Consider the following 25,873-nt stretch of genomic DNA (forward strand, 5'->3'; position numbering starts at 1 on the left):
GATCAGGAATTTCTTTTGTTGAACGACGGGATTGCCAAAAAAACTGCCACGACCGTGATAAGGGCAGCAGCCAGAAAGGCTGCGCCAGGGAAATAAACGATGGGATTTTCTCCAGTGAAATAGGCAAAGAGATTTGTCATCAGGGGCGGCCCAATGATAGACGTCACACTGGTCATGCTGGTCAACGCCCCCTGCAGCTCCCCTTGCTCGTTGGACGGCACCTGCCCGGAGATGAGGCTTTGCAGCGAAGGCCCTGCGAACCCGCCTAAAGCAAACGGCACCATGAAAGCAAACATCATCCAGCCTTGTGTGGCAAAAGCAAACAAGATAAAGCCCAGTATATAAAAAAACATGCCAACAAAAACAGCATTCCACTGGCCAATTTTAGGCACCACAATGCGGATAAGCCCTCCCTGGACTATAGCGACAGTTAAGCCGACAAAGCCGAGCGAATAGCCTACCCAGGCCTCATTCCAGCCAAACTTCAGCATAGTGAAGTAAGCCCAGGTGCTTTGGTTCACATGGCCCCCCAGGTAAATGAAAAAGAAAGCGCCCACCAGGCCTAGTACCTTAGGGTATTTTTGCAAGGCTTTGAGCGACCCCAGCGGATTGGCCCGACGGATACTGAAAGCCCGCCTTTTATCGGCTGGCAACGACTCAGGAAGCACGAAGTAGCCATACAACCAGTTGAGCAACGCCAATGCGGCAGCGGCAAAGAAGGGCACCCTTGAGCCATACTGACCTAGTAAGCCGCCAATCACGGGGCCAATAATAAAGCCAAGGCCGAATGCAGCCCCTATGATTCCGAAGTTCTGTGCTCTTTTTTCCGGCGTGCTTATGTCGGCGATGTAGGCCGATGCCGTTGTGAAGCTGGCGCCGGTTACTCCCGCCAGCAGGCGACCAACAAATAGCCACCAAATATTGGGTGCAAAAGCCAGCAACAAGTAGTCGAGCCCAAAGCCAAACAGGGAGGCCAGCAACACCGGGCGGCGGCCAAACCGGTCGCTCAGCCCGCCCAGCACCGGAGCAAACAAAAACTGCATGCCGGCATAAGCAAACAACAACCAGCCGCCATACTGCGCTGCCTGACTGAGGTCGCCGTTAATAAGCTCTTTGATAAGGCTCGGCAGCACTGGTATAATGATACCCAGCCCGGTAACGTCTATAAGAAGTGTGATGAAAATGAAGCCGAGGGCGGCCGGGCGTTTTTCAGACATGAGGAGAAAATTACAAGGCCGAAAGGTACGAAATAAGCGGATAGTCCAAACCGCTTTTGTTGACGCATTATACAAAAGATAGGCAAGGTTCTTTGGCCTCTAAATAGTATTTTAGGGGAAATATTGATACTAATGGATCAAAGGTTCTATATCCTTCTTTTCATTATTTTTCTCCGCTATGCCCTGATCGCTGGACTTGCCTTTTTCATTTTTTACAGGATCCTTAAGAGTAAATGGGCGAAAAGAAAAATTCAGCAGGTCTTTCCAAAAAAAAATGACTACCTGCGTGAGATAGGCTATAGTCTGCTAACAGTCTTTATTTTCTGGATCGTGGCACTCAGCACATTCACTCCATTTATCAAGCCCTACACCAAACAATACACCGAAATTGCGGACTATGGCTGGGGGTATTTTGCCTTCAGCATCGTGCTGATGCTCCTCATTCACGATGCCTATTTTTACCTGATTCATCGGGTAATGCACCACCCTAAGCTATTCAATGCTTTGCACAAGGTTCATCACCTTTCGACCAATCCCTCGCCATGGGCTGCGCTAGCGTTCCAGCCAGCAGAAGCAGTTATAGAAGCATGCGTTATATATGTCATTGTTTTCTCCATTCCAACACACAGGTCAGCCGTCTTGATTTGGCTGGCACTGATGATGCTCTATAACGTTTACGGGCATCTTGGCTATGAACTCTACCCAAAAAACTTCCAACGAACGTGGCTGGGCAAGTGGTTCAACACGTCAGTGAACCACAATCAACACCACAAATACTTTAAAGGTAACTATGGCCTGTATTTCCTGTGGTGGGACAGGCTTTTCGGCACCCTTCGCAAAGACTATGATGAAGAATTTGATCGGGTAAAATCTTTGGCCAAATAGATTTCCAATGGAACATTTCTATGACGGAAAGTAGAGGAATACCAGTGTTACCTTATTTTTTGCTAAATTTGACCATATTGGATTGCTATCCGCCCCTGGAACTTCGTTGGCACAGTTAAATAACTCCCTGATTTAAAAATATTTAAGGGCCAACTTCATTAGCGAATTTATCTTTTACATACTTTTGCCTCGCAATTTTAAAAATGCACCAAACTATTATGAAAAATCAATTGGCAGTGTTGGTTATTGTTACCTCACTCATGGCTTCTTGTGGCCTTAAACAGGAAAATGAAACACTTGTGGCAAAGATTGACTCCCTTAATACGGAGCTTGCTTTCCAGCGTCAAATGTCGGCGGTTCTTGAAAACGTCGGCGTGTTACTCGATTCGATCGATCAAAACAGGAATGCGCTTAAGGTGAACATGGAAATGGGCACTACTTACGATGACTTCAACACTCGTTTGAGTGAATTGAATCAGTACGTAAAGGACTCTGAAAAGAAAATCGACGAAATGGAGAAGAGCCTTGCTAAGTCAAATTCTTCAAACAAAACATACGCAAACTCTATCGCAAGGTTGAAGAAGCAGTTGGAAGACAAAACGGCTCAAATAGCTCAGTTGGAAGCAACAGTTGCTGAATACAAAGAGAAGAATGAGCAGTTGGGCACTTTGGTTGAGCTTCAAAACACTGAGTTGGAAGACAAAGCGCTGCAAATTGAAGCTAAGCGTCAGGAGTTGACCATGCTGGAAACCAGAATCACTGAACTGCTCACTCAGTCTAAAGTCTCACAGGCCGACTCTTACTTTATGAGAGCTCAGGCAGCGGAAGAGGCAGCCCGTCGTACGCAGCTTGCTCCCAAGAAAAAGAAGGAGTCTTACAAAGAGGCGCTCGACTTATACCAGAAAGCGTTCGACCTTGGCCGTGAAGACGCCAAGCCAAAAATTGAAGAAATAAGCAAAAGACTTAAGTAATTATTAAGAGGCCTTCAAATTTGAAGGCCTCTCTTTTTTTGTCTCCCCTATCCCGCCTTTTTCGTTGCTACAACTATCCCTGTTGACCAAGCCTGCTTTGTCAGTAGCAAGCTTTCATTTTTTTCCAGCTCTTCCACCAGTCGAAGCGCTTTCTCATGATGACCTTCAGGCCAGTTAGGCTGAGGCAGCATGTCGTCGATGATATAGAGCCCTCCTGGTTTGAGCATCGCCAACACGTCCTCCAGCATTAAATACTTCCCATGCCACGTATCAGCAAAGATGTAGTCGAATCGCAGGCTACTGTTGGCTAACAACCACTCCTCGCCATCGGCGCACACAAGCTGTAGCCGGGGATCATGATCCAAAAAATCGGCAGCGATACCCAGAAATGTCTCGTTATTGTCGACCGAAATCAGGGACGACTTTTGATCCATGCCGCTCAATATCCACGAGGTGGAAAGCCCTGTGCCAGTACCCAGCTCCAAAAAGCTGCCCTGCGGTTTTGAGGCGGCAAGAGTTCGCAGCAGGGAACCTGTCAAAGGGTCAGAGGCCATTGTGAAGCCAGCTTTCTCAGTGGCCACAGCAATTCCACGATACGCAGGTGGTATCGCTTGTTTGATCTCGTCGGTCATAGGGGTAACGTTTACAGAAGTCTCCTGTATTAAAAATTTGTTCGTATTGACTTAAGAATTCTGAAGTGTTCGGGAAATCAACATCCGATGCTTCAAAGGCTCCCCCCTGGTTTATAGCACGTCCTTGCCTTTTCCAGTTTTGGTGCTCAACAAAGCTTCCACCTCATCAATCTTCACCAATTCAAACAAATCCTCATCTTCGATTTGCTTTTTGCGGTCGGCCATTTCAAGGAAGTGCATGTAAATCACTTCCATTTCGTCTTTGTCGAACTTGTACCCAAGCACCTGAAGCCGGTGCGTAAGCGCAGCCCTGCCACTGCGGGCAGTAAGAAGGATCAATGACGAAGGAACACCAACATCCTCCGGATCGATGATTTCGTAGTTCTCTCTGTGCTTGAGGAAGCCGTCCTGGTGAATACCCGATGAGTGCGAAAAAGCATTTTTGCCCACAATCGCCTTATTGGGCTGCACCGGCATATTCATCATGTGCGACACCATTTTGCTCATCGCATAAATGCCTTTGGTGTTGATGTTGGTTTCCAGGTTCAGGTATGGGTGCGACTTCAATGTCATCACCACCTCTTCCAAAGAAGTGTTGCCAGCTCTTTCTCCAATACCGTTGATAGTGACTTCCACCTGGCGAGCACCGTTGGCCAAACCAGAAATTGAGTTGGCAGTCGCCATACCAAGGTCGTTGTGACAATGCACCGAAATAATGGCCTTGTCGATATTCGGAACGTTGTCGTACAGGTACTTGATGCGCTCCCCAAACTGCCATGGCAATGTGTATCCGGTTGTGTCAGGGATATTAACCACCGTGGCACCCGCAGCGATCACGCCTTCTACCATCAATGCAAGGAACTCAAGGTCGGCACGGCCGGCATCTTCACAGAAAAATTCTACGTCGTCGACAAAGCGGCGAGCGTATTTTACAGCAGAAATGCCCTGCTCAAGCACCTTCTCACGGGTCGACTTAAGCTTATGTTGAATGTGGATATCGGAAGATCCGATGCCAGTATGGATTCTCTTTCTTTTGGCTAAATGGAGGGCTTGAGCTGCACAATCAATGTCAACCACTTTGGCCCTGGTAAGCGCACAAACCACCGGCTCAGTCACATTCCTGGAGATTTCTACTACAGAGTTAAAATCTCCAGGGCTTGACACTGGAAAACCAGCCTCAATTACGTCAACGCCGAGGGCCTCGAGTTGCTTGGCAACAATTACTTTTTCTTCAGTATTCAATTGACAGCCGGGAACCTGTTCGCCGTCTCTAAGGGTAGTGTCGAAAATGTAGACTCGATCTTTGCTCATACTAAGGTGTGTATTTTCTTAACAAGAATCCCATTTCTGGTATTCGATAATTGATTCTATGTAACAAATCTACTGTAACTGAAGGTCTGCCAAAGCCTAAAATTCAAAATCACTACGACAGCCAAAGGCATCTATTTGATAACAAAAAGGCTCAAATTGCAAATTAACGGCTATATTGCCATGCAGACAATACAATGGCCAAACAAGAAACAGACCCCTTATTCCAGCTGATTAAGTCGCTTACCAAGGCTGAGAAGCGCAATTTCAAGCTGTATGCCAGGCGCATCAACGGCAAGGAAGACAGTAAGTTTATCACTCTTTTCGACGTGATGGACGATGTTGATGTTTATGACGAAAAGGTGATCCTCAAAAAAGCTCCGTCATTGATTCCTCAGCAGCTTTCCAACCTGAAAAGTCATTTGTACGGGCAGGTGCTGAAAAGCCTCCGGCTTATTCATATCAACTACGACTACCCCATTGAAGTGCGGGAGCAAATTGATTATGCGAGGGTGCTGTATAACAAAGGCCTTTACAAGCAGAGCCTCCGGATTCTCGACAAGCTAAAACAGAAGGCCGCTGAAAACAATGAAGAGATTCTGCAGCTGGAGATTATCGACTTTGAAAAACTAATTGAAGGGCAGTACATCACCCGAAGCATTGGCAACCGAGCAGAGGAGCTGGTGAATGAGTCGAGGCATGTAACCAAAATAATTGCCAAAACACAAGAGCTGTCGAATCTGTCTATTTCTCTTTACAGCCTTTACATCAAGCTGGGCTATGTGCGAAATGAAGAAGACTATAGGGTTGTGCAACATTATTTTAAGAGGAACCTGCCTGACTACGAGTATGATAGCCTCAGTTTCAACGAGAAGGTGTACCTCTGCCAATCGATGGTTTGGTACTACTACATCGTGCAGGATTTTGTGAAGTGCTACCGCTATGCCGACCGCTGGGTGGAGCTTTTCAAAAGCCATCCGGCGATGATCAAAAGGAAGCCCGACCTTTACATCAAAGGGCTACACAATCTCCTGGCGGCACTCTTCAATATTCAGCATTATCCGAAATTTGCAGAAAACCTTCTGGTGCTGGAAGAACTAAAGAATTCGACTCTTTTCTCGCAGAATGAGAACATTCAAAGCTTGCTTTCCTTCTACTACTACAACGACAAAATCAACCTGTTCTTTATGGAGGGGCGGTTTACCGAAGGCGTAGTCATTGTTCCAGAAGTGCTGGAAATCATTGATAAGTTTGAAAACAAAATCGACTCGCACCGGGTACTGCTTTTTTACTACAAAATCGCCTGCCTTTATTTCGGCAGCGACGACAATAAAAACGCCGTCAAATACCTCAACAAAATCATCAATCTCAAAGATGTTAGCCTTAGAGAAGACATCCATTGCTTTGCCCGTATCCTCAACCTGATTGCTCATTACGAAATGGGCAACAGCGACTTGCTGGAATACCAAATCAAGTCGGTATATCGGTTTTTAGTGAAAATGGATAACCTCCAGGGGGTACAAAAGGAGATCATCAAGTGGCTGCGAAAAGTGCCGGGCATGCTGCCAGAAAACATAAAAAAGGAGTTCCAGGCATTGAAGGAAAGGCTGGAGGAAACACTGAAACAGCCCTTTGAACTCCGAGCCTTCCTTTATCTCGACATTATTTCGTGGCTTGAAAGCAAGATCGACGGCGTGCCGGTTCAGCTGGTGATCAGGAGGAAGTTTGAGGAGAGAAATGGTTAGCTCTCAGGCAGCTTTTCCTTTTTCCGAAGTCCGAACACATAGCCCACGTTGATTTGAACAACGGGATACCTACCCTTTCTGAAATTTTCAACATACTCTCTGTTCTCTTCCCAGTTCTGATGGTTATTATCCCAATCATTGTATCGCCAGTATGCAGGGTTGCTGGTGATTTTATGTGTATTGAATGTGTTGAAATAGTGCCGATAGCCCACAAGGGTGGTCAATGTTACCCGTTTAAAGACTGTGATTTTGGCTCCGAAGTTTACTTCGGGCCCTATCATCACGCCTTTCATTTGCAGAGAGTCGGAGGGCACGAATGCACCTTGCCGAATAGCCAGCTTTCCAGCTTCAAGGTTTAAGTTGGCTGTTGCAAAAGCCTGCATCCAACGAACCTCCGTAGGCATGTAGAATCTGTGGCCAAGGTCAAGCCGGTAGCCTTTATAATTTCCATTTCTAAAAAAGAGCTCCCATAACTCCCCACCTTTGTAACCAGCAGTTGCTATCCAGCTTCTTTTTGGTGTTACGTACAGCTCCGACTGCAGGTAGTAATTTTCGAAAGTTCGAATGAACGGGTGCAGAGGAGCTGCCACCTCTATTCTTTGGTATGCTTCCTGCCCGTTTGCGAAAAAACTCATGCAAACAAAAAAAGAAGTCGCCAGCGCAAAAATTTTACTTGCTCTCATCTGAAAAAATATGAATCAATGACTAAAGTAAGTGAAAAACACCCTCTTTTCGAGAATCGTGTAAAAATAAAACACAAAAAAGCCCCTCAGTTTCCTGAGAGGCTTCGTGATCTATGATGTAGGGCAAACGACTATTTTTTGGTATCGTCTACCTCTTCGTATTCTACGTCAGACACATCACTGTCTGCTTTTGCCTCACCTCCGGCTGCTCCGTTAGCTTGCTGTCCCGGATCTGCACCTGGCTGCCCACCTTCAGTAGAAGCGTACATTTCCTGAGAGGCTGCTGCCCATGCCTGGTTCAAAGCCTCAGTGGCAGTGTCTATACCTGCGATATCCTGAGCCTTGTGAGCTGTCTTCAGATTTTCAAGGGCCGCTTCAATAGCGGTCTTGTTACCTTCGGAAAGCTTCTCACCATACTCCTTCAGCTGCTTCTCGGTCTGGAAGATCATAGAGTCAGCGCCATTCAGCTTATCTATTTTCTCTCTTTCAGCCTGATCAGAATCTGCGTTGGCTTTTGCTTCGGCTTTCATCTTTTCGATTTCAGCATCAGTCAATCCAGAAGAAGCTTCAATCCTTATCTTCTGCTCCTTACCAGTTCCTTTGTCTTTGGCAGACACATTGAGGATACCGTTGGCATCTATGTCGAATGTTACTTCGATCTGTGGCACACCACGTGGTGCTGGTGGAATGCTGTCGAGGTGGAAACGACCGATGGTGCGGTTGTCTCTCGCCATTGAGCGCTCACCCTGCAAAATGTGTATCTCCACAGATGGCTGGTTATCAGACGCCGTTGAGAACACCTCCGACTTCCTTGAAGGGATCGTTGTATTCGACTCAATCAGCTTGGTCATCACGCCACCCATCGTTTCAATACCCAATGAAAGTGGAGTTACATCAAGCAGAAGTACGTCTTTTACTTCTCCAGTCAACACACCACCCTGAATAGCTGCTCCTACGGCCACTACTTCGTCAGGGTTAACACCTTTAGAAGGCTTTTTGCCAAAGAACTTCTCTACCTCTTCCTGAATTCTTGGAATACGGGTAGAACCCCCTACCAGAATTACCTCATCAATATCTGTAGGATTCAGGCCAGCATCTTTCAATGCTTTGCGGCAAGGCTCCAGCGTACGCTGCACCAGGCTGTCGGTCAATTGTTCAAACTTAGAGCGAGAAAGAGTTCTCACAAGGTGCTTGGGTATGCCGTCAACTGGCATGATATAGGGCAAGTTGATTTCGGTGCTAGCAGAGCTTGAAAGCTCAATTTTAGCTTTTTCAGCTGCTTCTTTCAAACGCTGTAGCGCCATTGGATCCTTGCGGAGGTCGATGTTCTCGTCTTTCTTAAACTCTTCAGCCAGCCAGTCGATGATCAATGAGTCAAAGTCGTCGCCACCCAGGTGAACATCACCATTGGTAGATTTCACCTCGAACACACCATCGCCAAGTTCAAGCACAGAAATATCGAATGTACCACCACCAAGGTCATACACCGCAATGGTCATGTCCTTGTTTTTCTTATCAAGACCATAAGCCAGCGCAGCGGCAGTAGGCTCGTTGATAATTCTTTTCACATCAAGACCTGCGATCTGTCCGGCTTCTTTGGTAGCCTGACGCTCCGCATCGTTGAAGTAGGCAGGCACAGTGATTACCGCTTCTTTCACTTCAGTACCCAGGTAATCCTCAGCTGTAGACTTCATTTTCTGAAGAATCATTGCTGAAAGCTCTTGCGGAGTATAGTTACGATCACCAATTTTCACCCTTACAGTGTCATTGCTGCCTGATTCAAGACCGTATGATACATTTTTACGCTCGGCAGTTACTTCCGAGTATTTCTTACCCATGAAGCGCTTGACAGAGCTAACTGTATTTTGTGGGTTGGTGATGGCCTGACGTTTAGCAGGATCGCCAACTTTGCGCTCGCCCTTGCCGTTGTCCAGGAAGGCTACAATTGAAGGGGTTGTCCTTCTTCCTTCGCTGTTAGGAATCACCACCGGCTCATTCCCTTCCATTACAGCGACGCAGGAGTTAGTCGTTCCTAAGTCAATTCCAATAATTTTTCCCATGATTATGTATTTTATTCCTTTAAATTTTCAATCCGTACTCACTTAGCTAAACAAGGGTTGTGCCAAGTGGTTTTTAAGGGAATAGTTGTGACAAGATGTCAGAATTACCTAAAACTGCAGATTAACAATGGCAGCCCCATCTGCAGGAATTTCGATCATTTCGGGCTGGCCTTCAGACAGCACAAGGGGGTTTCCGTTGGTGCCAAGGTTCCATAGCTGGCCTCTCAGAAAAATGTTGAGCCCCGTTTGGATGCCAAATTCCGGTGCCCGACCGAGCATGCCATATTTCTGCCAGGCTTGACCTTCTGTCAGTGTGCCGATGTCATCGGGACTGACATTGGCAGGAGGCTGGCCTCCATTGTATCCCTTCCATGGTTGGTTCCACACATTTTCCCCAGCCAAAAAAGAGGGCACCACCACAAAATCGACTTCCTTGTCGGCGATGACCCTATATGCATCATCATACCATGAATCCGCACAGATCAACGTCGCTACCTTCCCGGCCGACGTACCAACTACAGGCAGTTGGCTACTATTTCCGGCCACGATAAAAGCCGTTTCCTCGGATGTCAAAAAATTCTTCACTGTAAGGGGAGCCATCAACTTACCCGTTGCATCAAATGTGGCCGAAACGTTAATCAAGGGCCCTCTACCCACCCGCAGCACGCCAGCTTCTACCGATGGCGAAGGCAAAACAATGGATCCTGCCACCACCGTTGCCTTGTATTCAGCCGCCAGCCTGCTAAACACCTGCTGATAAGCCTCTGCCATTTCAACTGCCTTCAATGAAAAAAGAGCTGCCACAGCCCGATCCCTGGCATCCGACGCAAAATAGTTGGTAAGGAAAGAAATCGGATGAGAGTACGCCGCAGTACTTAGTGCATCTTCAGCCTTTTCTTCCGTATACACCGAGGCCTTTTCGCCAATGGCCACCAGCCACGTGCCTATGTATTCCGGAAAGACTACTACGGTTGCCGACGTGAAACAGCCATTTTTCTTTGCAATGGAAAGATAGCGGTTCAACTTAGCATAGAGCGCATCGGCCGATCGGTAGTCTGCCGGCACCATATAGGGCTGAATGCCAACGATATTGCCTTTGGTGTAGGTGCCCGCTTTGACAAAAACAGAGCGCTCCGATGTCATTTCAAAGTCGGCGTACGACCTATCGGACTGAATCCACCAATAGTAGCATCCACAAAGAACTAAAAAAACCAGCCCGGCACTGAGTAATAAATTTCTACCTTTGAGCATTATAAAAAACTTGTGGATTTTAGAAAACTAATTCTGTTCGAAGATAACCACTTGCTCATCGTGAACAAACCCGGTGGCATGTTGGTGCAGGGAGATGACACCGGCGACGATTCACTTGTGGATTATGCAAAAGCCTATGTTAAGGAAAAGTATAACAAACCGGGCCTTGTTTTTATGGGGCTGGTGCATAGGATAGACCGGCCGGTAAGCGGCGTGGTGATGCTGGCCAAAACGTCTAAGGCTTTGGAGCGGATGACTAAGGCCTTCAGAGAAAGAACCATCGAGAAGATATACTGGGCCGTGGTTACCAGACGACCTCCCAAGGAGGAAGCCACGTTGGTTCACTGGCTCGAGAAAGACTCAAAAAAAAATACCGTAACTGCTTACAACAAAGAAAAAGGCAGTGCACAGCGCTCCGAGTTGTCGTTCAAAGTTCTGAAGGTATTCCACGACTATTGTCTGCTTGAAGTAAGGCCGGTGACTGGCCGACCTCACCAGATAAGGGCTCAGCTGGGCAAGATGGGTTGCCCCATTAAAGGTGATCGTAAATATGGTCAGCAGTTTCCGAACGAGGATTCCTGTATCAACTTACACGCAAAAACATTGATATTTGCTCATCCGGTTACAAAAGAAACAATGACAGTGGACGCTCCGTTACCTATCAAAAGTTATTGGCAGGCAGTTTCATGAGTAAAGAAAAGGAAAGCTGGTTAACCCGACTACAGGACAGATGGAACCTGAAAAGCGGCTGGCAGGTAGCAATAGTGTTGATTGTATTTGCCTGCACTGGCTTTACAGTGCTTTTTTTGAAAAAGCCTCTCTTCCGCCTTATCCACGCCTCGGAGGAATACTACACCTTGCTGACAATTCTTTACTACATCCTGATACTGCCCATCTACAACCTCATTCTACTTTTCTACGGCTTCATTTTTGGGCAGTTCAATTTCTTTTGGGAATTCGAAAAAAGAATGTTTAGAAGAATTAGTGGGAAAAGGCCTGAGTAAAAGTCATACCCCCTGCAACTACGAACGCCTTTAACTTACCCGCCTATTTGGCTATCCCCTGAGACTTAAGGTATTCGACCACCTCCAATGCTGCCTCTCCTCCCATCACAGCATGTTTCATCAGAGTAATGCCATGAGGCCCAGCGCTGGTGAGTGAGGCTGGATAGGTTGCCACAATCATTTTCACTAAATCCAGCTTTCCCATCATGGCCGCCGTGAAGATGTCCAGTCTTGCTCCTCTATCTATTAAATACTGAGCAATATCCGGCCTTCCCATGTGCGAAGCCCCGCCCAGGGCGGTCTCATAGTCGCCATTTCCCCAATCCCAGGTTGCATTAAGTATTGTCGGTATTTCCGCTAGCATCTGTTTGGTGCCCTCCAGGTCAGAATGGCCTTTGGAAACGAAATCTTTCACCAGCGCACTATCGATGGGTGTTGGCCTGTTCTGCGCCGTGCCGCCAATGGCCGATATTCCCGGAATTAGAAGTGCTGAACTTGCAACAGCCCTTTTAATAAAGTTCTTTCTTGTTAGCATAAGTAATCGAGATTAGCCCTGGTACCTATACGGCATTGATTACTAGCCAGTTAACGCAATTACAGGAAAGGTATATATCACGATGAAAGTGACAGTATGGTGGTGCTGATCAGGCAGCGACCCCATTGAAAGGATTGAAACTCCGCCTCGATACACCCATGCCTACGGCACGAACAACGGCCTTATCCCCATGCTTTTGACGAAGCTTGTCCATGGCCTGGTAGAGCTTGATACCCTCTTCGGTGTCTTCAAAAAGGTTGATCTGGTAGTTGCCATGCACCAGGCTGCTGAACCGAACGCCAATTAAGCGAATGAGCATCCTTCGACTGTAAGCTTTTTTGAAAAGCTCTTTCACCATCGGTATCAGTACGTGATCTGCAGAGGTGTACGGCATTTTCCGCTGCAGGGTATGGGTATCGAAATCGGAGTAGCGAATTTTTACGGTAACGCAAGAGGTCAGCTGCTGCTCCTTCCGAAGCTTGAACGCCAACTGCTCGGTCATCGCCACAAGAATCGATTCCAGCTTCTTCACATCGATGGTGTCGTGCTCAAAGGTGTTTTCCGTAGAAATAGACTTTCTCTCCGAGTAGGGAACAATCGGCGTACGATCTATGCCGTTTGCCTTTTCTGAAATCACGATGCCCATCTTCCCAAAAACCGCCGCTAACATCTCCACCGGCACCTGCTGCAGTGTGTGGATTTTTTGCACACCCATTTTTCGCAATGTGTAGGCCGTCTTCTCCCCTACCATCGGAATTTTGTCAACCGTCAGAGGTGAAAGAAAGCCTTTTTCCGTCCCATATGCCACCTGCCGCTGCCCGTCGGGTTTTGACTCATTGGTGGCCACCTTAGAAACTGTCTTATTTTCCGAAAGTCCAAAGGAAATAGGTAGGCCAGTCTCTTTTCTGATCCGTGCCTTTAGTTCCGTGGCGAGCTTCATGCAGCCAAAGAACTTTTCCATCCCAGTCAAATCAACATAAAACTCATCGATAGAAGACTTCTCATAGGATGGAACGGATTCGTGCACAATCTCGGTAACCATCTGAGAATATTGCGAATACCTTTCCATATCGCCACGGACGACGATAGCTTCGGGGCACAACTGTTTGGCCAGGCGCATGGGCATGGCGGAATGCACGCCAAATGCTCTGGCTTCGTAGCTGCAAGAAGCCACCACCCCCCGGTCGCTGCCGCCACCGATGAGCAGCGGCTTCCCAATGAAATAGTCGTTTTGCAGGCGCTCCACGGATACGAAGAAGCTGTCCAAATCCATATGGATAATAGAGCGATGATCAGTTGCAGGTGACCACATAGTTGCCATACAGTTAATGATGAAAAGCCTCTTGAAAAGAGCCGACTAAAAAATAGGTGTGCTTGTTAGGCTACATGAGAAAACAAAGACATCTGGGGCTCATTTACCATCCAGACTTTTTCCTCAGGCCACTTCAAACTGACGGCAACTTTCTCCGTCAAAGAGATGGTTTCTACGAAGTCGTTCTTGCCATTGCCTATGTCTCTCAGCAAACGCACCTGATCAACTGCAAAGGTCTCTCTATATTTTTGGTCGATGAATGTCTGGTGTACTTTCAAGAAGGCCTTCTGCTCAAACTCACTTCCAATGATCATGTGCGGATATTTAGCAAACACAGGATCAATCACCCTTATGCCGAAGCTTTTGGCAGACTCTCTAAATTTCCGATAAAATAGCTGGTTGATCCGGGCCACCTGAGACCCATTTCCTATCTTGAGGTAAATAGCTCTATTGCTCTTCAGGTAGCCAAATCCATTAAGCGAGATGTCGAATGAGTCTACAAAAACAGAGGCCTCCTTTAATGCCTTTGTAATAAGATGTTCGTTAGAGATGTCTGCCTGAAAAGAAAACAAACTAACGTGAGGATGGGAATTGTAGAACTTGTACTGCCCAAACTCGTCAAGTATTTGTGCTTTACGATCCCTCACGTAGTCCGTTATGGACTGGGAAGGATATATCTGAATTTTGTATGTCACCATAATTACCTCCTTTTATGCTATCAAATATAGCATCAGAGAATTATAATGTCAATATATTTAGTAAAAATGATTTTAATTTTAGCAAGCATGCCGCTAGGGCACTGAAATGAGTCGTTTTGAATGGCAAAAATTAGACTTCCACCAACTTCTAACTATCTTTAATTAGCAATCAATGACGGATGATAGAGTATTCAAAATATATTACGATTAACCCCGACCAACGTTCCGGGCAACCTTGCATTAGGGGGATGCGGATAACTGTTTATGATATTCTTGGTTATTTGGCCGCAGGGGATTCAATGGAAGATATCCTGGAAAATTTCCCCATGCTAACAAGAGACGACATTCTTGCAAGTTTAGCCTATGCCGCAGATTCAGAGAAAAGACTACAATTGACAGTCTAAGAGCAACCTAAGCAATGCTCCTTATTGACAATAACCTTTCAACATTGCTAAAAAACATACTGGTTCCTCACTTTGCTGGAACTCAGCATGTCTATGATATTAATCTCGGCACAGCAAGTGACACAACAATTTGGCAGTTCGCAAAAGATAATGGCCACACCATTCTGACAAAAGATAAAGATTTCTATTTCCGTGTTAGTCTGAAGGGTGCTCCTCCCAAAGTCATTTGGATTACACGAGGCAATTGTGGAAACAGAGAGCTGATTCGCCTTGTAAAAAGCCACATAAAAGACATACAGAGCTTTATTGACTCAGACAGGCACCTTTTGGTTATCCAATAGTCTCCACTTGACCATCTTTCTACCTGTCCACTTCGCCCAGCACAAAATCTACTGAGCCAACAATAGCGATGAAGTCGGCGATAAGCACGCCCCTCGATATTTCAGGAACGACCGACAAGTTGGAGAAACAGCACGAGCGGGCCTTGCAGCGAACCGGCACATCACTCCGGCCATCGGCACGAAAATAAAAGCCAAGCTCTCCCTTTGGGTTTTCTGCACGAACATAGAAGTCCTGCGCCTGGGGCCTGATCTTTTTCGGAACCATGGCTCGTGGATCATAATCACGGGTTCGCTTGTGCTCTTTGGTGAGCATTTCCAGGCACTGTTCAATGATCTTGACAGATTCCTCACACTCCCTGTAGCGCACCCACGTCCTATCCCAGCAGTCGCCCACTGTTCCGACGGTACCTTCTCCCACAGGGATTTCAAAATCAAGCTGTGGGTAAACGCTATAACCGTCTATCCGGCGAAGATCAAAGCGCAACCCCGACGCACGGAGCATGGGGCCAGTCACCCCGTAGTTAATAGCCAGGTCACGGGACAGCACCCCTACATTGGCGGTACGCTCAACGTAGATTTTATTGTTCAGCAACAGGTCTCTCGTTTCCACCAACTTCGGTTTGAGGTAGGTGACAAATTCCTTGCAGCGCTCTTCGAAACCCACGGGTAGATCGTAGAACAGGCCGCCAACCCATATGTAGTTGTAGAGCATGCGGGCGCCGCTGACCCATTCCAGCATACGCAGGATATGTTCCCGGTCACGCATCATCCAGAGGAAGGGGGTTACGGCGCCAATATCAAGCCCGTAGGTGCCAATAGCCACAAAGTGAGAAGCCAACCGGTTAAGCTCAGCCATGAGCACCCGGATGTATTCAGTCCTTTTTGGAATATCGTTTTCAATGCCGAGCATACGCTCCACGCCCATTACATAGGCATGCTCATTGTTCATGGCACCTACATAGTCGAGCCTGTCGACATAGGGAATGACCTGATTGAATGGCATGCTCTCAGCGTGCTTTTCGAAGCAGCGGTGCAAATAACCCAGGTGAGGCACCACATCGACCACCACCTCGCCATCGGTAATCACTTCAAACCGCAAAACACCATGCGTAGATGGATGCTGCGGGCCGATATTGATCAACATTTGCTCCTCCGTCAGGTCTTCCGGCTTATACTTCGTGGGCTCTGAGGCTTCTAGGTGCCTGGGGTCGTATGTGTATTGAACGGTGCTCAAATGGATACCTGCTATTAGTTAGTCGTGTTCTGATTATCGTTAGTAGTCAACTTTCATTCCGTGGTAGTATTCCTGGGTCGAATAATCCTTTCGCAGCGGATGGCCCTGCCAGTCGGTAGGCAAAAGAATGCGGCGCAAATCGGGATGACCGTCGAACTTGATTCCCACTAAATCAAAAGCTTCCCGCTCATGCCACTCTGCCGTTTTCCAAACGTCGCTGACCGTAGGGATCATTGGCAGCTCCGCTCCATCCTCGTTTCTGGCAACAATTGCCCTCAGGAGTAATTGAAAATTGTAAGGAATAGAATACAGGTTATAATTGACCTCGATTGTGCTGGCCTCCATGCCATTATCAATGGCAGTGACGCAGGAGAGCGAATCAAAATAGGTTTGCTCGTTGTCCCGTAGAAAGAGACAGACATCCTGAAGCTTTTCGGCAGATATAACAAGGCCTTTTGGCGTGGCGTTTTCGATGGTTTCCGGCACACATGAGGCACCAAATTCAGATTGCAGAAGGGATTGGATGTCGGTGTGGGTCATTTCTGTTCTTTATATAGGACTCATTGCCTCGGTTAAGCCTGCGCTGCTTTCTCAGCTTTTTTCGCCATCAGTCTTTCAAGTGCCGCAGGAGCCATCAAGCTTTCACCTCTTATTTTTTCCTGAAGTTTCAATATGCCACCAATCAATGCTTCTGGCCTTGGGGGGCACCCGGGCACGTAAACGTCCACTGGAATGATGCGATCGACCCCTTTTACTACATGGTAGCCATGCTCCCAGTAAGGCCCGCCGCAGTTGGAGCATGAGCCCATTGAAATTACATAGCGTGGCTCAGCCATTTGCTCGTACAAGCGTCGCACTCTGTCGGCCATTTTAAAGGTAACAGTGCCCGCCACTATCATCACATCGGATTGCCGTGGGGAAGGTCTTGGAAAAACTCCGAGTCTGTCGAGGTCGTAGTTGGAGGCCATGGAGCCCATCATTTCGATGGCACAGCATGCCAGCCCAAACCCCATAGGCCAAATGGATGAAAGCCTGGCCCAGTTGATCAGGTCATCCACTCTGGTGATAATCACTCCGCCTTGCCCTAACTGTTGGTCTAGTAGTCCCATTACACTGTCTCCTCCTTTATCACCCGAGTCACCGACCGGGCTTCTTTGACTGTTTTGCTCACTGCATCATATAGTTCGTTCGGTACTTTTGAATCCATCCGGGTAGCTTCCACAACTGGCCTCTCCCACTCGAGGTATCCCTTGGCCCAGGCGAACACAAGCCCAAGTGCCAGTATCAAAACGAAGATCGTCATTTCTCCTAGCGCAAACCAGCCCCATAGTCCACCAGTAGCGTCGACGAGTTCTTTTTGCCCAAAAACGGTTGCCCATGGGAAAAGAAAGACCAGTTCTACTTCGAACAAAAGAAAAATAAGTGCAACTATATAGAATCGGACATTGAATTTGCCCCAGGCACTCGTCGATGGATCCTCGCCACATTCGTAGGTGGTAAGCTTTTCCACATTGGGCCTATTGGGCCTGACCAGCATAGCAAAGCCCACGGAAAGTAACACGAAGACGAAGCCTCCGATAATGAATAAAAGTATGGTGCCAAATCCTGAAAGCTCGGGCATAGAGGTCTTTTTATGCTAAAGTAACTGATGCAGACCAATGATGCACTAAAATAATGGATTGAACTGGTCGGAAAATCTTCGTTCCCATTGGCGTGTGCAGGTAATTAGCCGAGGTGCCTGCCGTCGCAGGCGTGACGTTCCTTTTTAAAGTTATTCTCTAGAAATCGAGAGCGTCGAGGTGTTTGAAATGACCGTTCTGGCGAATGCGGTCTTTGGCCTGCTCCATTTGCTTAACAATCGGGATTGTTAGCTTCAGGTAGTTAATAAGGAACTCCTGCCTCTTCTTCTCAGACGTGGTCTTCAGCAGCTCGTATTCCTGCTCTTTGCTCAGGCCTATCTTGTGAGCAATGGCATAGGTGAGCATTTTTTGGTCAAATTTCACAAGCCCTTCCATCCCCAGCCATTCAAAAAGGTCGTTGGCCAGCTTAAACAGTTCTTCCTGTAAAACCACGTCGCCGTCGTGGTCGGCCTTTATCATTTCCACCGTGCCCCCGGCATACAATTTGCCTGGCCACGGGCTTACAAAGTCGAGGACTTTGAAAATACCCATACCAACGGTTCGCACATCCATCCTCCCATCATCGTACGTTTTCTCCAGCTTCACAATTCTCACCTCAGTTCCATATTCGATTTTGCTGAGTACGTAAGAGGGCACGCCAAAAGTAGTGTTGTTATTGACGCACTCCGTGATAAGCTGCCTGTACCTTGGCTCAAAAATGTGCAGGTTCAGCTCCTCGCCGGGGTAGGCAACCAGGTTGAGTGGAAATAATGGAAGTTCCTTTTCGATCATCTCAGTTGGTAGAATGCGTCAACATACAAAAGGGTTCACAAAATAAAAAACTCAGTAACATACGCCGGTTTTTATATAACCGTTAGAAAAGCATTCTGTTATCTCAACACAGACCGTCGTTGCCAGTTAAAACAAAAAGTCAGGATCATCAACCTTAGATAATCCTGACATCTTTATGAATTTTGTTACCAGCTAACCAGCAACCCAATATTCAATCACTTCTTCAAACCATCCACAACGGCATTCAGCGTAGCACTTGGGCGCATGGCTGCAAATGTCAAAGCCTCATCAGGCTTGTAATAACCGCCAATGTCAACAGGCGAACCTTGTGCTGCCAACAACTCTTTGTTGATCTTAGCTTCATTTTCGCTGAGGCTCTTATAAACCCCGGTAAAAATGGATTTCAGTTCTGCGTCCTTGTCCTGAGCGGCCATGGCTTCTGCCCAGTACATGGCCAGGTAGAAATGGCTGCCACGGTTGTCAATCTCATTCACATCACGAGAGGGTGATTTGTTTTCCTGCAAAAACTTGGACGTAGCGGCATCTAATGTATCCGCCAAAACCTGTGCACGAGGGTTACTTGTAGCAATACTCAAATGCTCCAATGAAGCCGCCAAAGCAAGGAATTCACCCAGGGAGTCCCAGCGCAGGTGACCTTCTTCGTTGAACTGCTGCACGTGCTTGGGCGCTGAACCGCCAGCTCCTGTTTCGAACAGCCCTCCTCCAGCCATCAATGGCACGATAGAAAGCATCTTCGCACTGGTACCAACCTCTAAAATCGGGAACAAGTCGGTGAGGTAATCACGCAGTACGTTGCCAGTCACAGAAATGGTGTCCAGACCTTTTCTGATGCGTTCCACTGAGAACTTCGTAGCCTCTACAGGCGACATAATTTTAATCTCCAAACCTTTGGTGTCGTGATCTTTGAGGTAAGTGTTTACTTTCTTGATCAACTCAGCGTCGTGCGCACGATTTTTATCCAGCCAGAATACTGCCGGAGTATTGGACAGCCTAGACCGGGTTACGGCCAGTTTCACCCAATCCTGAATCGGCGCATCTTTTGCCTGGCACATTCTCCAGATATCGCCAACCTCCACTGCGTGCTCAATCAGGGTGCTGCCATCAGCAGCTACTACCTTCACTTTTCCAGCAGCAGGAATCAGAAAAGTTTTATCGTGAGAGCCATACTCTTCGGCCTTTTGAGCCATCAAGCCTACGTTTGGCACACTACCCATAGTAGTTGGGTTGTAAGCTCCATGGGCTTTGCAATCTTCTATTACTGCTTCATAAACACCGGCATAAGCCCTGTCGGGAATCACAAATTTTGTGTCTTTTGCCTTTCCATCAGGTCCCCACATACGGCCAGAAGTACGGATGGCGGCTGGCATCGAAGCATCAATAATCACGTCACTTGGTACGTGCAGGTTGGTAATCCCTTTGTCAGAATTCACCATTGCCAAAGGAGGCTGCTTGTCGTAGCAAGCTTTAATATCAGCATCAATTTCAGCCTTTTTATCGGCTGGAAGTGTCGCTAGTTTCGCCAGCAAGTCGCCCATTCCATTGTTAGGATCTACCCCTAGTTCTTTAAAAGTAGCAGCATGCTTTTCAAATACCGGCTTGAAGTAGGCAAACACTGCATGGCCGAAAATAATCGGATCAGACACTTTCATCATGGTTGCTTTCAGGTGAACTGAGAACAACACATCGTCACTTTTAGCTTTAGCAATCTCTTTTTCCAGGAACGCACTTAATTTGCTCGCACTCATCACCGAAGCATCGATCACTTCGCCTTCCTGCAAAGCCAATTTCTCCTTCAATACCGTTATGGCGCCATTAGCTGCTACATGTTCTATTTTCACGACGCCGGCTTTGTTCATGGTGACTGATTTCTCATTTCCATAGAAATCGCCGTCTGTCATGGAAGCTACATGGGATTTCGAAGTTGACTCCCACTTGCCCATTGAATGAGGATTGTTTCTGGCGTATTCTTTCACTGCCCGTGGCGCCCTTCGGTCGGAGTTTCCTTCACGAAGCACAGGATTTACCGCACTGCCCATTACTTTACCGTACCGAACTTTTATGTCCTTTTCTTCATCACTTTTTGGCTCTACAGGGTAGTCCGGTAAATTGTACCCTTTCGACTGAAGCTCCTTTATAGCCGCCACCAGCTGTGGCATAGAGGCGCTGACATTTGGTAATTTAATGATGTTGGCTTCTGGTGTTTTGGCAAGTTCACCCAGCTCCGCCAGGTCGTCATTGATGCGCTGTCCTTCTTTCAACCTTTCCGGGAAGCTTGCAATAATTCTTCCTGAAAGAGATATATCTCTCGTCTCCACTGCAACACCCGCTGGCGACGTGAATCCCTCAATGATTGGTAACAATGAATGTGTAGCCAATGCAGGCGCCTCGTCTGTAATGGTGTAAATGATCTTGCCTTGTTTTGCCATTTGTTTCCTGAGTTTCAAAAGACCAGTTTGGTCTGCGATTTATGTAAATGATTGCTAGTTTTCTTGTTTATTGAAAAATCGGCCGAGTGAACATCGCCGAAACCCAAAGTATCCCGTTTTTCCCATAACTTTCTGTTCACTCACCATTTGAAAATTATTCCATTGAAAGCAAGAGGAAATCACCCTCCCTCCGGCGGCGCCAAATTACAGTAATTTTGCTATTTCTCACAGCCAAAGGGCGATAGTGTACCCAGCTCAATTACGAAAGGTATTTGATTTAACCACGCTGTGCTGATTGACGGTGACTTTACCAGCCACCGCCGCCGCCGCCGCCGCCGCCGCCACCCGACGAGCCACCTCCCCCACTGCCTGAACTACTTCCAGGCGCAGTGGATGAACTGCTAATGTTGGAGGTCAAACTCGAGCTGATGCTGCTACTAAATGTGCTGCTACTGAAGTGTCTCATTGAGGCATTGTGATACCAAATTGGGTGATAATCCATGCCATCGTTCGACGTGGCTTTCAGGTAAGACTCAAAATGCTCGCCCCACTCGTTTTCCACACCAAGAGCAATGGAAAAAGGAAGTAGTTTTTCGAAAAACTCCAACGCTGACCCTTTGCTTTGGAGCCGGTTGAACCTGTCCTCTTCCGCTGTTTTCATAAACAAACGTAACCCCTCCAGCTGATCCATCACCTTTCGGCCTTCCACAGTGGGAGCCTTAATGAGGTAAATAAACATGCCGTTGGCAAGGATAAATCCAAACACAATGGCTACGACGGATAAGTCCATGAGAGAAGCGTACACCAGATACATGTAACCTCCGAGCAGGGGTAACGTGAAAATGAGCAGCGCAATAAAGACTCCAAGGCCGTATTTCCTTTCCAAATAAGTCATTAGCGAACTAATGGTGCCTGCAACGAGGCCAATAATTGGGAGGTTGAGAATCGGCAATATAAAAATGAGAAATCCGGTTTCGTACTTCCCCCATGGAACAAGTGCCAGCATGCCAACAATGGTAATCAGGAATGCCATAAACATGTAGCTTCTGTTCATTTTGAAGTAGATTCCATCAAGCTCTTTACGAAGGGCCTTTTCGTGGGCGCTCACGGCACTCCCTATAGCACTATGGTTCGCCTGCTCGAGCACAAGCTCAGTCCGATAGCTGGAAAAAAGCTTATCAAAAAGCTTTCTTTGTGCCTCCGAAACCAACTTCAAATCGGGATTCATTGTTTTCTTCAGCGTGAATTTTTTGCCGCTATAGTCGATGGTAAGGAGCCCTTTCACCCCCATGTCGACTATGTCGGCTGCGAGCGCCTTCTGCCCGTACTGCTCATGATAAACAAAATAGCAATCGGCTGGAGAGAAGTTCTTTGGTGGGTCGAAGAGTGGAATGATTGCACCTTTTGGTGGATCAATACCTACCTTGCGCCAGGCCCTGAACCAGTAGAGAAGCAGCAAGAGTAGCACACAGCCACTAATAGTAGTTGACCACTCCTCCATCCACAGGTAAAATGCTTTGAGCGGGCGGGCGGGCTCCGTGACTATTCCTTTTGGCCAGGCAACAGCTATGGTTAAGTTTTCGTAAGCCTGAAACGGGCGGGTCGTGGTAAAGGTGATTTGATTGCCCTCCTCGGTCACCTCGAAGTCCTTGCCATCCTCGCCTTCGAAACCGGTATAGCCACTGTATTGAGTAATGTCCGCACCAGGCGGTAAATGGATAGTAGCTGAAACTTTTCCCATGGGAAAAATCCAGCCATTGCCATTGATGTTGTAGTAGAGTTCATCATAACCGTCGAAAAAACCCAACTGATTTTCCGACCGGTATTTAATGGTGTAAGTATATTCGCCTGGCTCAAGAAACACATTTTCCTGACCTATATAAACCACTTCCCCATTTCTGCTGCCTTCAGTGTGGTAAGGCTCTCTCTCCCCATCTTTCAGCACTTCTAATACTTCGAAGCCAACAGACATCGAAAAACCGTCACTATCTGTGTATTCTGTTGGATACGCCCGATAGATACCTCTCTTTATATCATTGCCATTCGCATATACCTTGATCGTTTCCACCACATCGATGGAGGCGTCCGGGTTTATCGTGATGTCACTTTCATAAGAAATAACATGCTCTTCATGCGGCGAAATGATGCTTTCCTGTGCGGCGAGGCCCGAAAAGAACAGGCCGCCAAACAATAGCGTTACCAGCTTCTTCATGGTTCAGAATTTTACTTCAGGGGCTTCCCGCTGGGCTTTGTCGAGTTCAAAGTAATCCCGCTTGCTGAACGCAAAAGATGAGGCAACCAGATTGCTCGGAAACGATTCAATCATGATGTTGAGATCACGGACTACCCCGTTGTAGTATCTCCGTGACAATTGAATGGCATTTTCGATCTCGGAAAGCTGCTTTTGAAGGTCTTGAAAATTGGCATTGGCTTTCAGGTCAGGGTAGTTTTCGGACAAGGCAATCAAACGGCCAAGAACGGCACTTAATCCCACTTCCGCATTTTCCTGGTCCTTCACTGTGTTGGCAGCGACACCCATGTTGCGCCACTTGATCACGTTTTCTAAGGTTTCTTTTTCATGACTGGCATAGCCTTTCACGGTATTTACGAGTGCAGGAATCAGGTCGTACCGCTTTTTAAGCTGCACATCGATGCCGCTCCAGGCCTCTTCGGCCATGTTTTTGTTCTTAACTAGCCGATTATAAACGCTGATGGTGTAGAGGAAGAGGGCGGCAGCTACCCCCATGATGATGTAAAAAATCATAGATCAGGATTGGTTTTTGATTCAATATACATCAAAGAGGAAAGAGAAAAAAGGCAGGAGTATCATCTATGATGAATGTCATGGATGAAGACCAGAGATTGATTACGTTCAACACCTAAAACGAGGCTTCCTCCCTTCTTTAGATGGGAATCTCTATTCCAGCTTCTAACATTCTCTCTCTGAAAGTTGAATATCTTAGAAGAGATATATCAAAGCCTTCCGCTCTGGTTAACGCCTTTTTGTCATTTGAAAAGAAGACAATATCAGAAAAGGCAAAGCTATCACTCGATTTGGCCTTTTGACATTGGATTATTGCATCAGCCTCGCCAGCATTCTCGTCATTGCTGCCCACCAAAATCTCTATTTCCTTCTTACTCACTTTGATCGGACACAGCGTAACTACACTAAATTCCTTCATTATCCATTTTAGAACTCTGTTTCTTTTCTTATCCCTGCGCTTAATGAGAAACTCGTATCTAACTGTCGCTGGAATCCAAATAGCCGTGTAAGTAATTGCGAGAAATGAGATTACTTTCATGAAGCTGTCCTTTCTGCCAGCTTCAATAAGTAATGAAAGATTTACTAAGACGTCATTATCAATTAATAGTATTGATCGATATCTACTTATTCCCATCGTCTGACGAAAGTCCGATAAAGAGAATAACCATTGCCAACAAGGCCAAAAGAACTGCAAAGTCATTCCCGCTTTCACTCTTTGCGCCGTTTTTTGGCTCCAGTTGCCGAACAGTTTCCTGCACAATATCGGCAAACGTCTTGTTGGTTCCTCCCCCATAGGGCAGAACATTTATTTTCTTTTCAATATCCTTTGGCAGTACAACATTCGAAGGCAAAATGGCATGGATGTTTTTCGAGCGGCCTAGAAGATACCTTATCTCTTCCTCTGTCCCTTTGTCCAATCCAGTCTTGTCATGCATTAACAATAAAGCCGTGCTTGACTTGGACAGTTTCTTATATATTGCCTCCGGGTTTCTCCCCAGGTGTTTAGGAACAACATAAATAGTATTCTTACCCTGGCTTTGCGCCAATGCTTGAAGCCTGATAGCTAAGTCCGAAGACGAGTAGTCTCCTTCAGGGTATATTATTGATATCATACTATAAATCTAATGAAAATTAATAACTCTCCTCCTGCGTGGGGAAGTCGTTCTTTTTCACATCGTCAATGTAGTTCTCGACAGCAGAGGTCATTACGCTGTCGAGGTCGGCATAGCGGCGCAAGAACCTTGGCTGAAATTCCTTGGTGATGCCCAGCATATCGTGCACAACAAGCACCTGACCGTCCACATCAGGCCCGGCGCCTATGCCTATGATGGGTATGCTCACAGCCTCGGCTACCTTTTTAGCAAGTTTGGCCGGGATTTTCTCAAGCACTATGGCAAAGCAGCCTGTTTCTTCCAGCAGCTTAGCATCTTCGATAAGCTTTTGTGCTTCGGCTTCTTCCCTGGCCCTAACGGTATAAGTGCCAAATTTAAAAATAGACTGAGGCGTTAGACCCAGGTGCCCCATCACCGGCACGCCTGCGCTCAGCACCCTCACAATGCTTTCCTTGATCTCGCTACCCCCTTCCATCTTTACGCCGTGGCCCCCCGACTCCTTCATGATCCTGATCGCCGATCGCAGCGCTTCAGTCGAATTGCCCTGATAGGAACCAAACGGAATGTCGACAATGACCAATGCCCGAACCACCGCCCGAACCACGCTTGTGGCATGATAAATCATCTGATCCAGTGTAATCGGCAAGGTGGTGTCGTTGCCCGCCATGACATTGGAAGCAGAATCTCCAACAAGAATGACGTCTATCCCTGAGCCGTCCAATATTTTGGCCATGGAATAGTCATAGGCGGTAAGCATGGCTATTTTCTCCCCCCTGTTCTTCATTTCCTGAAGCTGATGGGTGGTTATCTTCTTGAGATTCGTGGAACGGGCTGATGGCATTTTGCTGATTTTGGGTGA

Annotated in this window: 27 protein-coding genes; 7 read left to right on the forward strand and 20 right to left on the reverse strand. The window is 47.0% G+C overall.

The annotated features are described in order from the left end of the window. Positions 1-2 precede the first annotated feature (2 nt). Entirely contained in the window at positions 3-1,217 is a 1,215-nt protein-coding gene (locus RT717_RS21790) for a TCR/Tet family MFS transporter (RefSeq protein ID WP_317488469.1), read from the reverse strand. A gap of 132 nt (positions 1,218-1,349) precedes the next feature. On the opposite strand from RT717_RS21790, the gene RT717_RS21795 reads away from it, so the two are divergent. Both RT717_RS21795 and RT717_RS21800 read left to right on the forward strand, forming a co-directional pair. After that, complete coding sequence (locus RT717_RS21795; protein WP_317488470.1) at positions 1,350-2,102, forward strand: sterol desaturase family protein; 753 nt, start codon at positions 1,350-1,352, stop codon at positions 2,100-2,102. A 218-nt stretch (positions 2,103-2,320) separates the two neighbouring features. Further along, positions 2,321-3,073 (forward strand): hypothetical protein, encoded by a 753-nt coding sequence (locus RT717_RS21800; protein ID WP_151998155.1) that lies wholly within the window; start codon positions 2,321-2,323, stop codon positions 3,071-3,073. Positions 3,074-3,120: 47 nt separating this feature from the next. Here RT717_RS21800 and RT717_RS21805 read toward each other — a convergent pair whose 3' ends face one another. Both RT717_RS21805 and RT717_RS21810 read right to left on the reverse strand, forming a co-directional pair. Continuing rightward, entirely contained in the window at positions 3,121-3,705 is a 585-nt protein-coding gene (locus RT717_RS21805) for an O-methyltransferase (protein ID WP_317488471.1), read from the reverse strand. 111 nt (positions 3,706-3,816) lie between these two features. Further along, the gene (locus RT717_RS21810) at positions 3,817-5,016 is read right to left on the reverse strand and encodes a 2-isopropylmalate synthase (protein ID WP_317488472.1); all 1,200 of its coding nucleotides are present in this window, start codon (positions 5,014-5,016) and stop codon (positions 3,817-3,819) included. A gap of 194 nt (positions 5,017-5,210) precedes the next feature. Between RT717_RS21810 and RT717_RS21815 the strand changes: the two genes are divergently transcribed. After that, positions 5,211-6,758, forward strand: a complete 1,548-nt coding sequence (locus RT717_RS21815; RefSeq protein ID WP_317488473.1) for a hypothetical protein — start codon at positions 5,211-5,213, stop codon at positions 6,756-6,758. Here RT717_RS21815 and RT717_RS21820 read toward each other — a convergent pair. The 3 genes from RT717_RS21820 to RT717_RS21830 form a co-directional block, all read right to left on the reverse strand. Beyond that, a complete protein-coding gene (locus RT717_RS21820) occupies positions 6,755-7,441 on the reverse strand; it encodes a hypothetical protein (RefSeq protein ID WP_317488474.1) in 687 nt (228 codons plus the stop codon). The two genes, RT717_RS21815 and RT717_RS21820, sit on opposite strands and share 4 nt — an antisense overlap. A 131-nt stretch (positions 7,442-7,572) precedes the next feature. After that, positions 7,573-9,501: a molecular chaperone DnaK gene (dnaK, locus tag RT717_RS21825; protein ID WP_317488475.1), complete on the reverse strand. Its 1,929-nt coding sequence runs from the start codon at positions 9,499-9,501 to the stop codon at positions 7,573-7,575. 108 nt (positions 9,502-9,609) lie between these two features. Beyond that, a complete protein-coding gene (locus RT717_RS21830) occupies positions 9,610-10,752 on the reverse strand; it encodes a nitrilase-related carbon-nitrogen hydrolase (protein ID WP_317488476.1) in 1,143 nt (380 codons plus the stop codon). 12 nt (positions 10,753-10,764) lie between these two features. On the opposite strand from RT717_RS21830, the gene RT717_RS21835 reads away from it, so the two are divergent. Together RT717_RS21835 and RT717_RS21840 are read left to right on the forward strand one after the other, a co-directional pair. Beyond that, positions 10,765-11,442, forward strand: coding sequence for an RluA family pseudouridine synthase (locus RT717_RS21835; protein WP_317488477.1), 678 nt, complete (start codon positions 10,765-10,767; stop codon positions 11,440-11,442). Next, a complete protein-coding gene (locus RT717_RS21840) occupies positions 11,439-11,756 on the forward strand; it encodes a DUF6787 family protein (protein WP_317488478.1) in 318 nt (105 codons plus the stop codon). Before RT717_RS21835 ends, RT717_RS21840 begins: the two co-directional genes overlap by 4 nt. 43 nt (positions 11,757-11,799) lie before the next feature. Here the strand turns inward: RT717_RS21840 and RT717_RS21845 are convergent, their stop codons facing one another. The 3 genes from RT717_RS21845 to RT717_RS21855 form a co-directional block, all read right to left on the reverse strand. Beyond that, positions 11,800-12,291: a hypothetical protein gene (locus tag RT717_RS21845; RefSeq protein ID WP_317488479.1), complete on the reverse strand. Its 492-nt coding sequence runs from the start codon at positions 12,289-12,291 to the stop codon at positions 11,800-11,802. 109 nt (positions 12,292-12,400) lie between these two features. Continuing rightward, positions 12,401-13,603: a DNA polymerase IV gene (dinB, locus tag RT717_RS21850; protein ID WP_317488480.1), complete on the reverse strand. Its 1,203-nt coding sequence runs from the start codon at positions 13,601-13,603 to the stop codon at positions 12,401-12,403. 65 nt (positions 13,604-13,668) lie between these two features. Further along, positions 13,669-14,301, reverse strand: coding sequence for a 2'-5' RNA ligase family protein (locus RT717_RS21855; RefSeq protein WP_317488481.1), 633 nt, complete (start codon positions 14,299-14,301; stop codon positions 13,669-13,671). Between the two features lie 179 nt (positions 14,302-14,480). Here RT717_RS21855 and RT717_RS21860 point away from each other — a divergent pair, with 179 nt between their 5' ends. Next, a complete protein-coding gene (locus tag RT717_RS21860) occupies positions 14,481-14,705 on the forward strand; it encodes a DUF433 domain-containing protein (protein WP_317488482.1) in 225 nt (74 codons plus the stop codon). A gap of 14 nt (positions 14,706-14,719) precedes the next feature. Then, complete coding sequence (locus RT717_RS28565; RefSeq protein ID WP_394854105.1) at positions 14,720-15,046, forward strand: DUF5615 family PIN-like protein; 327 nt, start codon at positions 14,720-14,722, stop codon at positions 15,044-15,046. 19 nt (positions 15,047-15,065) lie between these two features. On the opposite strand, the gene RT717_RS21865 is transcribed toward RT717_RS28565, so the two are convergent. From RT717_RS21865 to panB, 11 genes are all read right to left on the reverse strand, one after another. Beyond that, entirely contained in the window at positions 15,066-16,280 is a 1,215-nt protein-coding gene (locus RT717_RS21865; protein WP_394854106.1) for an NADH-quinone oxidoreductase subunit D, read from the reverse strand. 39 nt (positions 16,281-16,319) lie between these two features. Further along, entirely contained in the window at positions 16,320-16,820 is a 501-nt protein-coding gene (locus tag RT717_RS21870; protein WP_317488483.1) for an NADH-quinone oxidoreductase subunit C, read from the reverse strand. A 32-nt stretch (positions 16,821-16,852) separates the two neighbouring features. Continuing rightward, positions 16,853-17,389, reverse strand: coding sequence for an NADH-quinone oxidoreductase subunit NuoB (gene nuoB, locus RT717_RS21875; protein WP_317488484.1), 537 nt, complete (start codon positions 17,387-17,389; stop codon positions 16,853-16,855). After that, complete coding sequence (locus RT717_RS21880) at positions 17,389-17,901, reverse strand: NADH-quinone oxidoreductase subunit A (protein WP_317488485.1); 513 nt, start codon at positions 17,899-17,901, stop codon at positions 17,389-17,391. Before RT717_RS21880 ends, nuoB begins: the two co-directional genes overlap by 1 nt. Before the next feature lie 157 nt (positions 17,902-18,058). Next, positions 18,059-18,691, reverse strand: a complete 633-nt coding sequence (locus RT717_RS21885) for an LON peptidase substrate-binding domain-containing protein (RefSeq protein ID WP_317488486.1) — start codon at positions 18,689-18,691, stop codon at positions 18,059-18,061. Positions 18,692-18,906: 215 nt separating this feature from the next. Further along, positions 18,907-21,138, reverse strand: a complete 2,232-nt coding sequence (locus tag RT717_RS21890; RefSeq protein WP_317488487.1) for an NADP-dependent isocitrate dehydrogenase — start codon at positions 21,136-21,138, stop codon at positions 18,907-18,909. Positions 21,139-21,445: 307 nt separating this feature from the next. After that, complete coding sequence (locus RT717_RS21895) at positions 21,446-23,350, reverse strand: DUF2207 domain-containing protein (protein ID WP_317488488.1); 1,905 nt, start codon at positions 23,348-23,350, stop codon at positions 21,446-21,448. 3 nt (positions 23,351-23,353) lie between these two features. Next, a complete protein-coding gene (locus tag RT717_RS21900; protein ID WP_317488489.1) occupies positions 23,354-23,902 on the reverse strand; it encodes a LemA family protein in 549 nt (182 codons plus the stop codon). A 139-nt stretch (positions 23,903-24,041) separates the two neighbouring features. Further along, on the reverse strand, positions 24,042-24,440 hold the full coding sequence (locus RT717_RS21905) for a hypothetical protein (protein ID WP_317488490.1): 399 nt from the start codon (positions 24,438-24,440) through the stop codon (positions 24,042-24,044). 82 nt (positions 24,441-24,522) lie between these two features. Continuing rightward, a complete protein-coding gene (locus tag RT717_RS21910) occupies positions 24,523-25,014 on the reverse strand; it encodes a hypothetical protein (RefSeq protein WP_317488491.1) in 492 nt (163 codons plus the stop codon). A 19-nt stretch (positions 25,015-25,033) separates the two neighbouring features. Beyond that, entirely contained in the window at positions 25,034-25,855 is an 822-nt protein-coding gene (panB, locus tag RT717_RS21915; RefSeq protein WP_317488492.1) for a 3-methyl-2-oxobutanoate hydroxymethyltransferase, read from the reverse strand. Positions 25,856-25,873: the final 18 nt, after the last annotated feature.

Source organism: Imperialibacter roseus (genome assembly GCF_032999765.1).
GTDB classification, from domain to species: domain Bacteria; phylum Bacteroidota; class Bacteroidia; order Cytophagales; family Cyclobacteriaceae; genus Imperialibacter; species Imperialibacter roseus.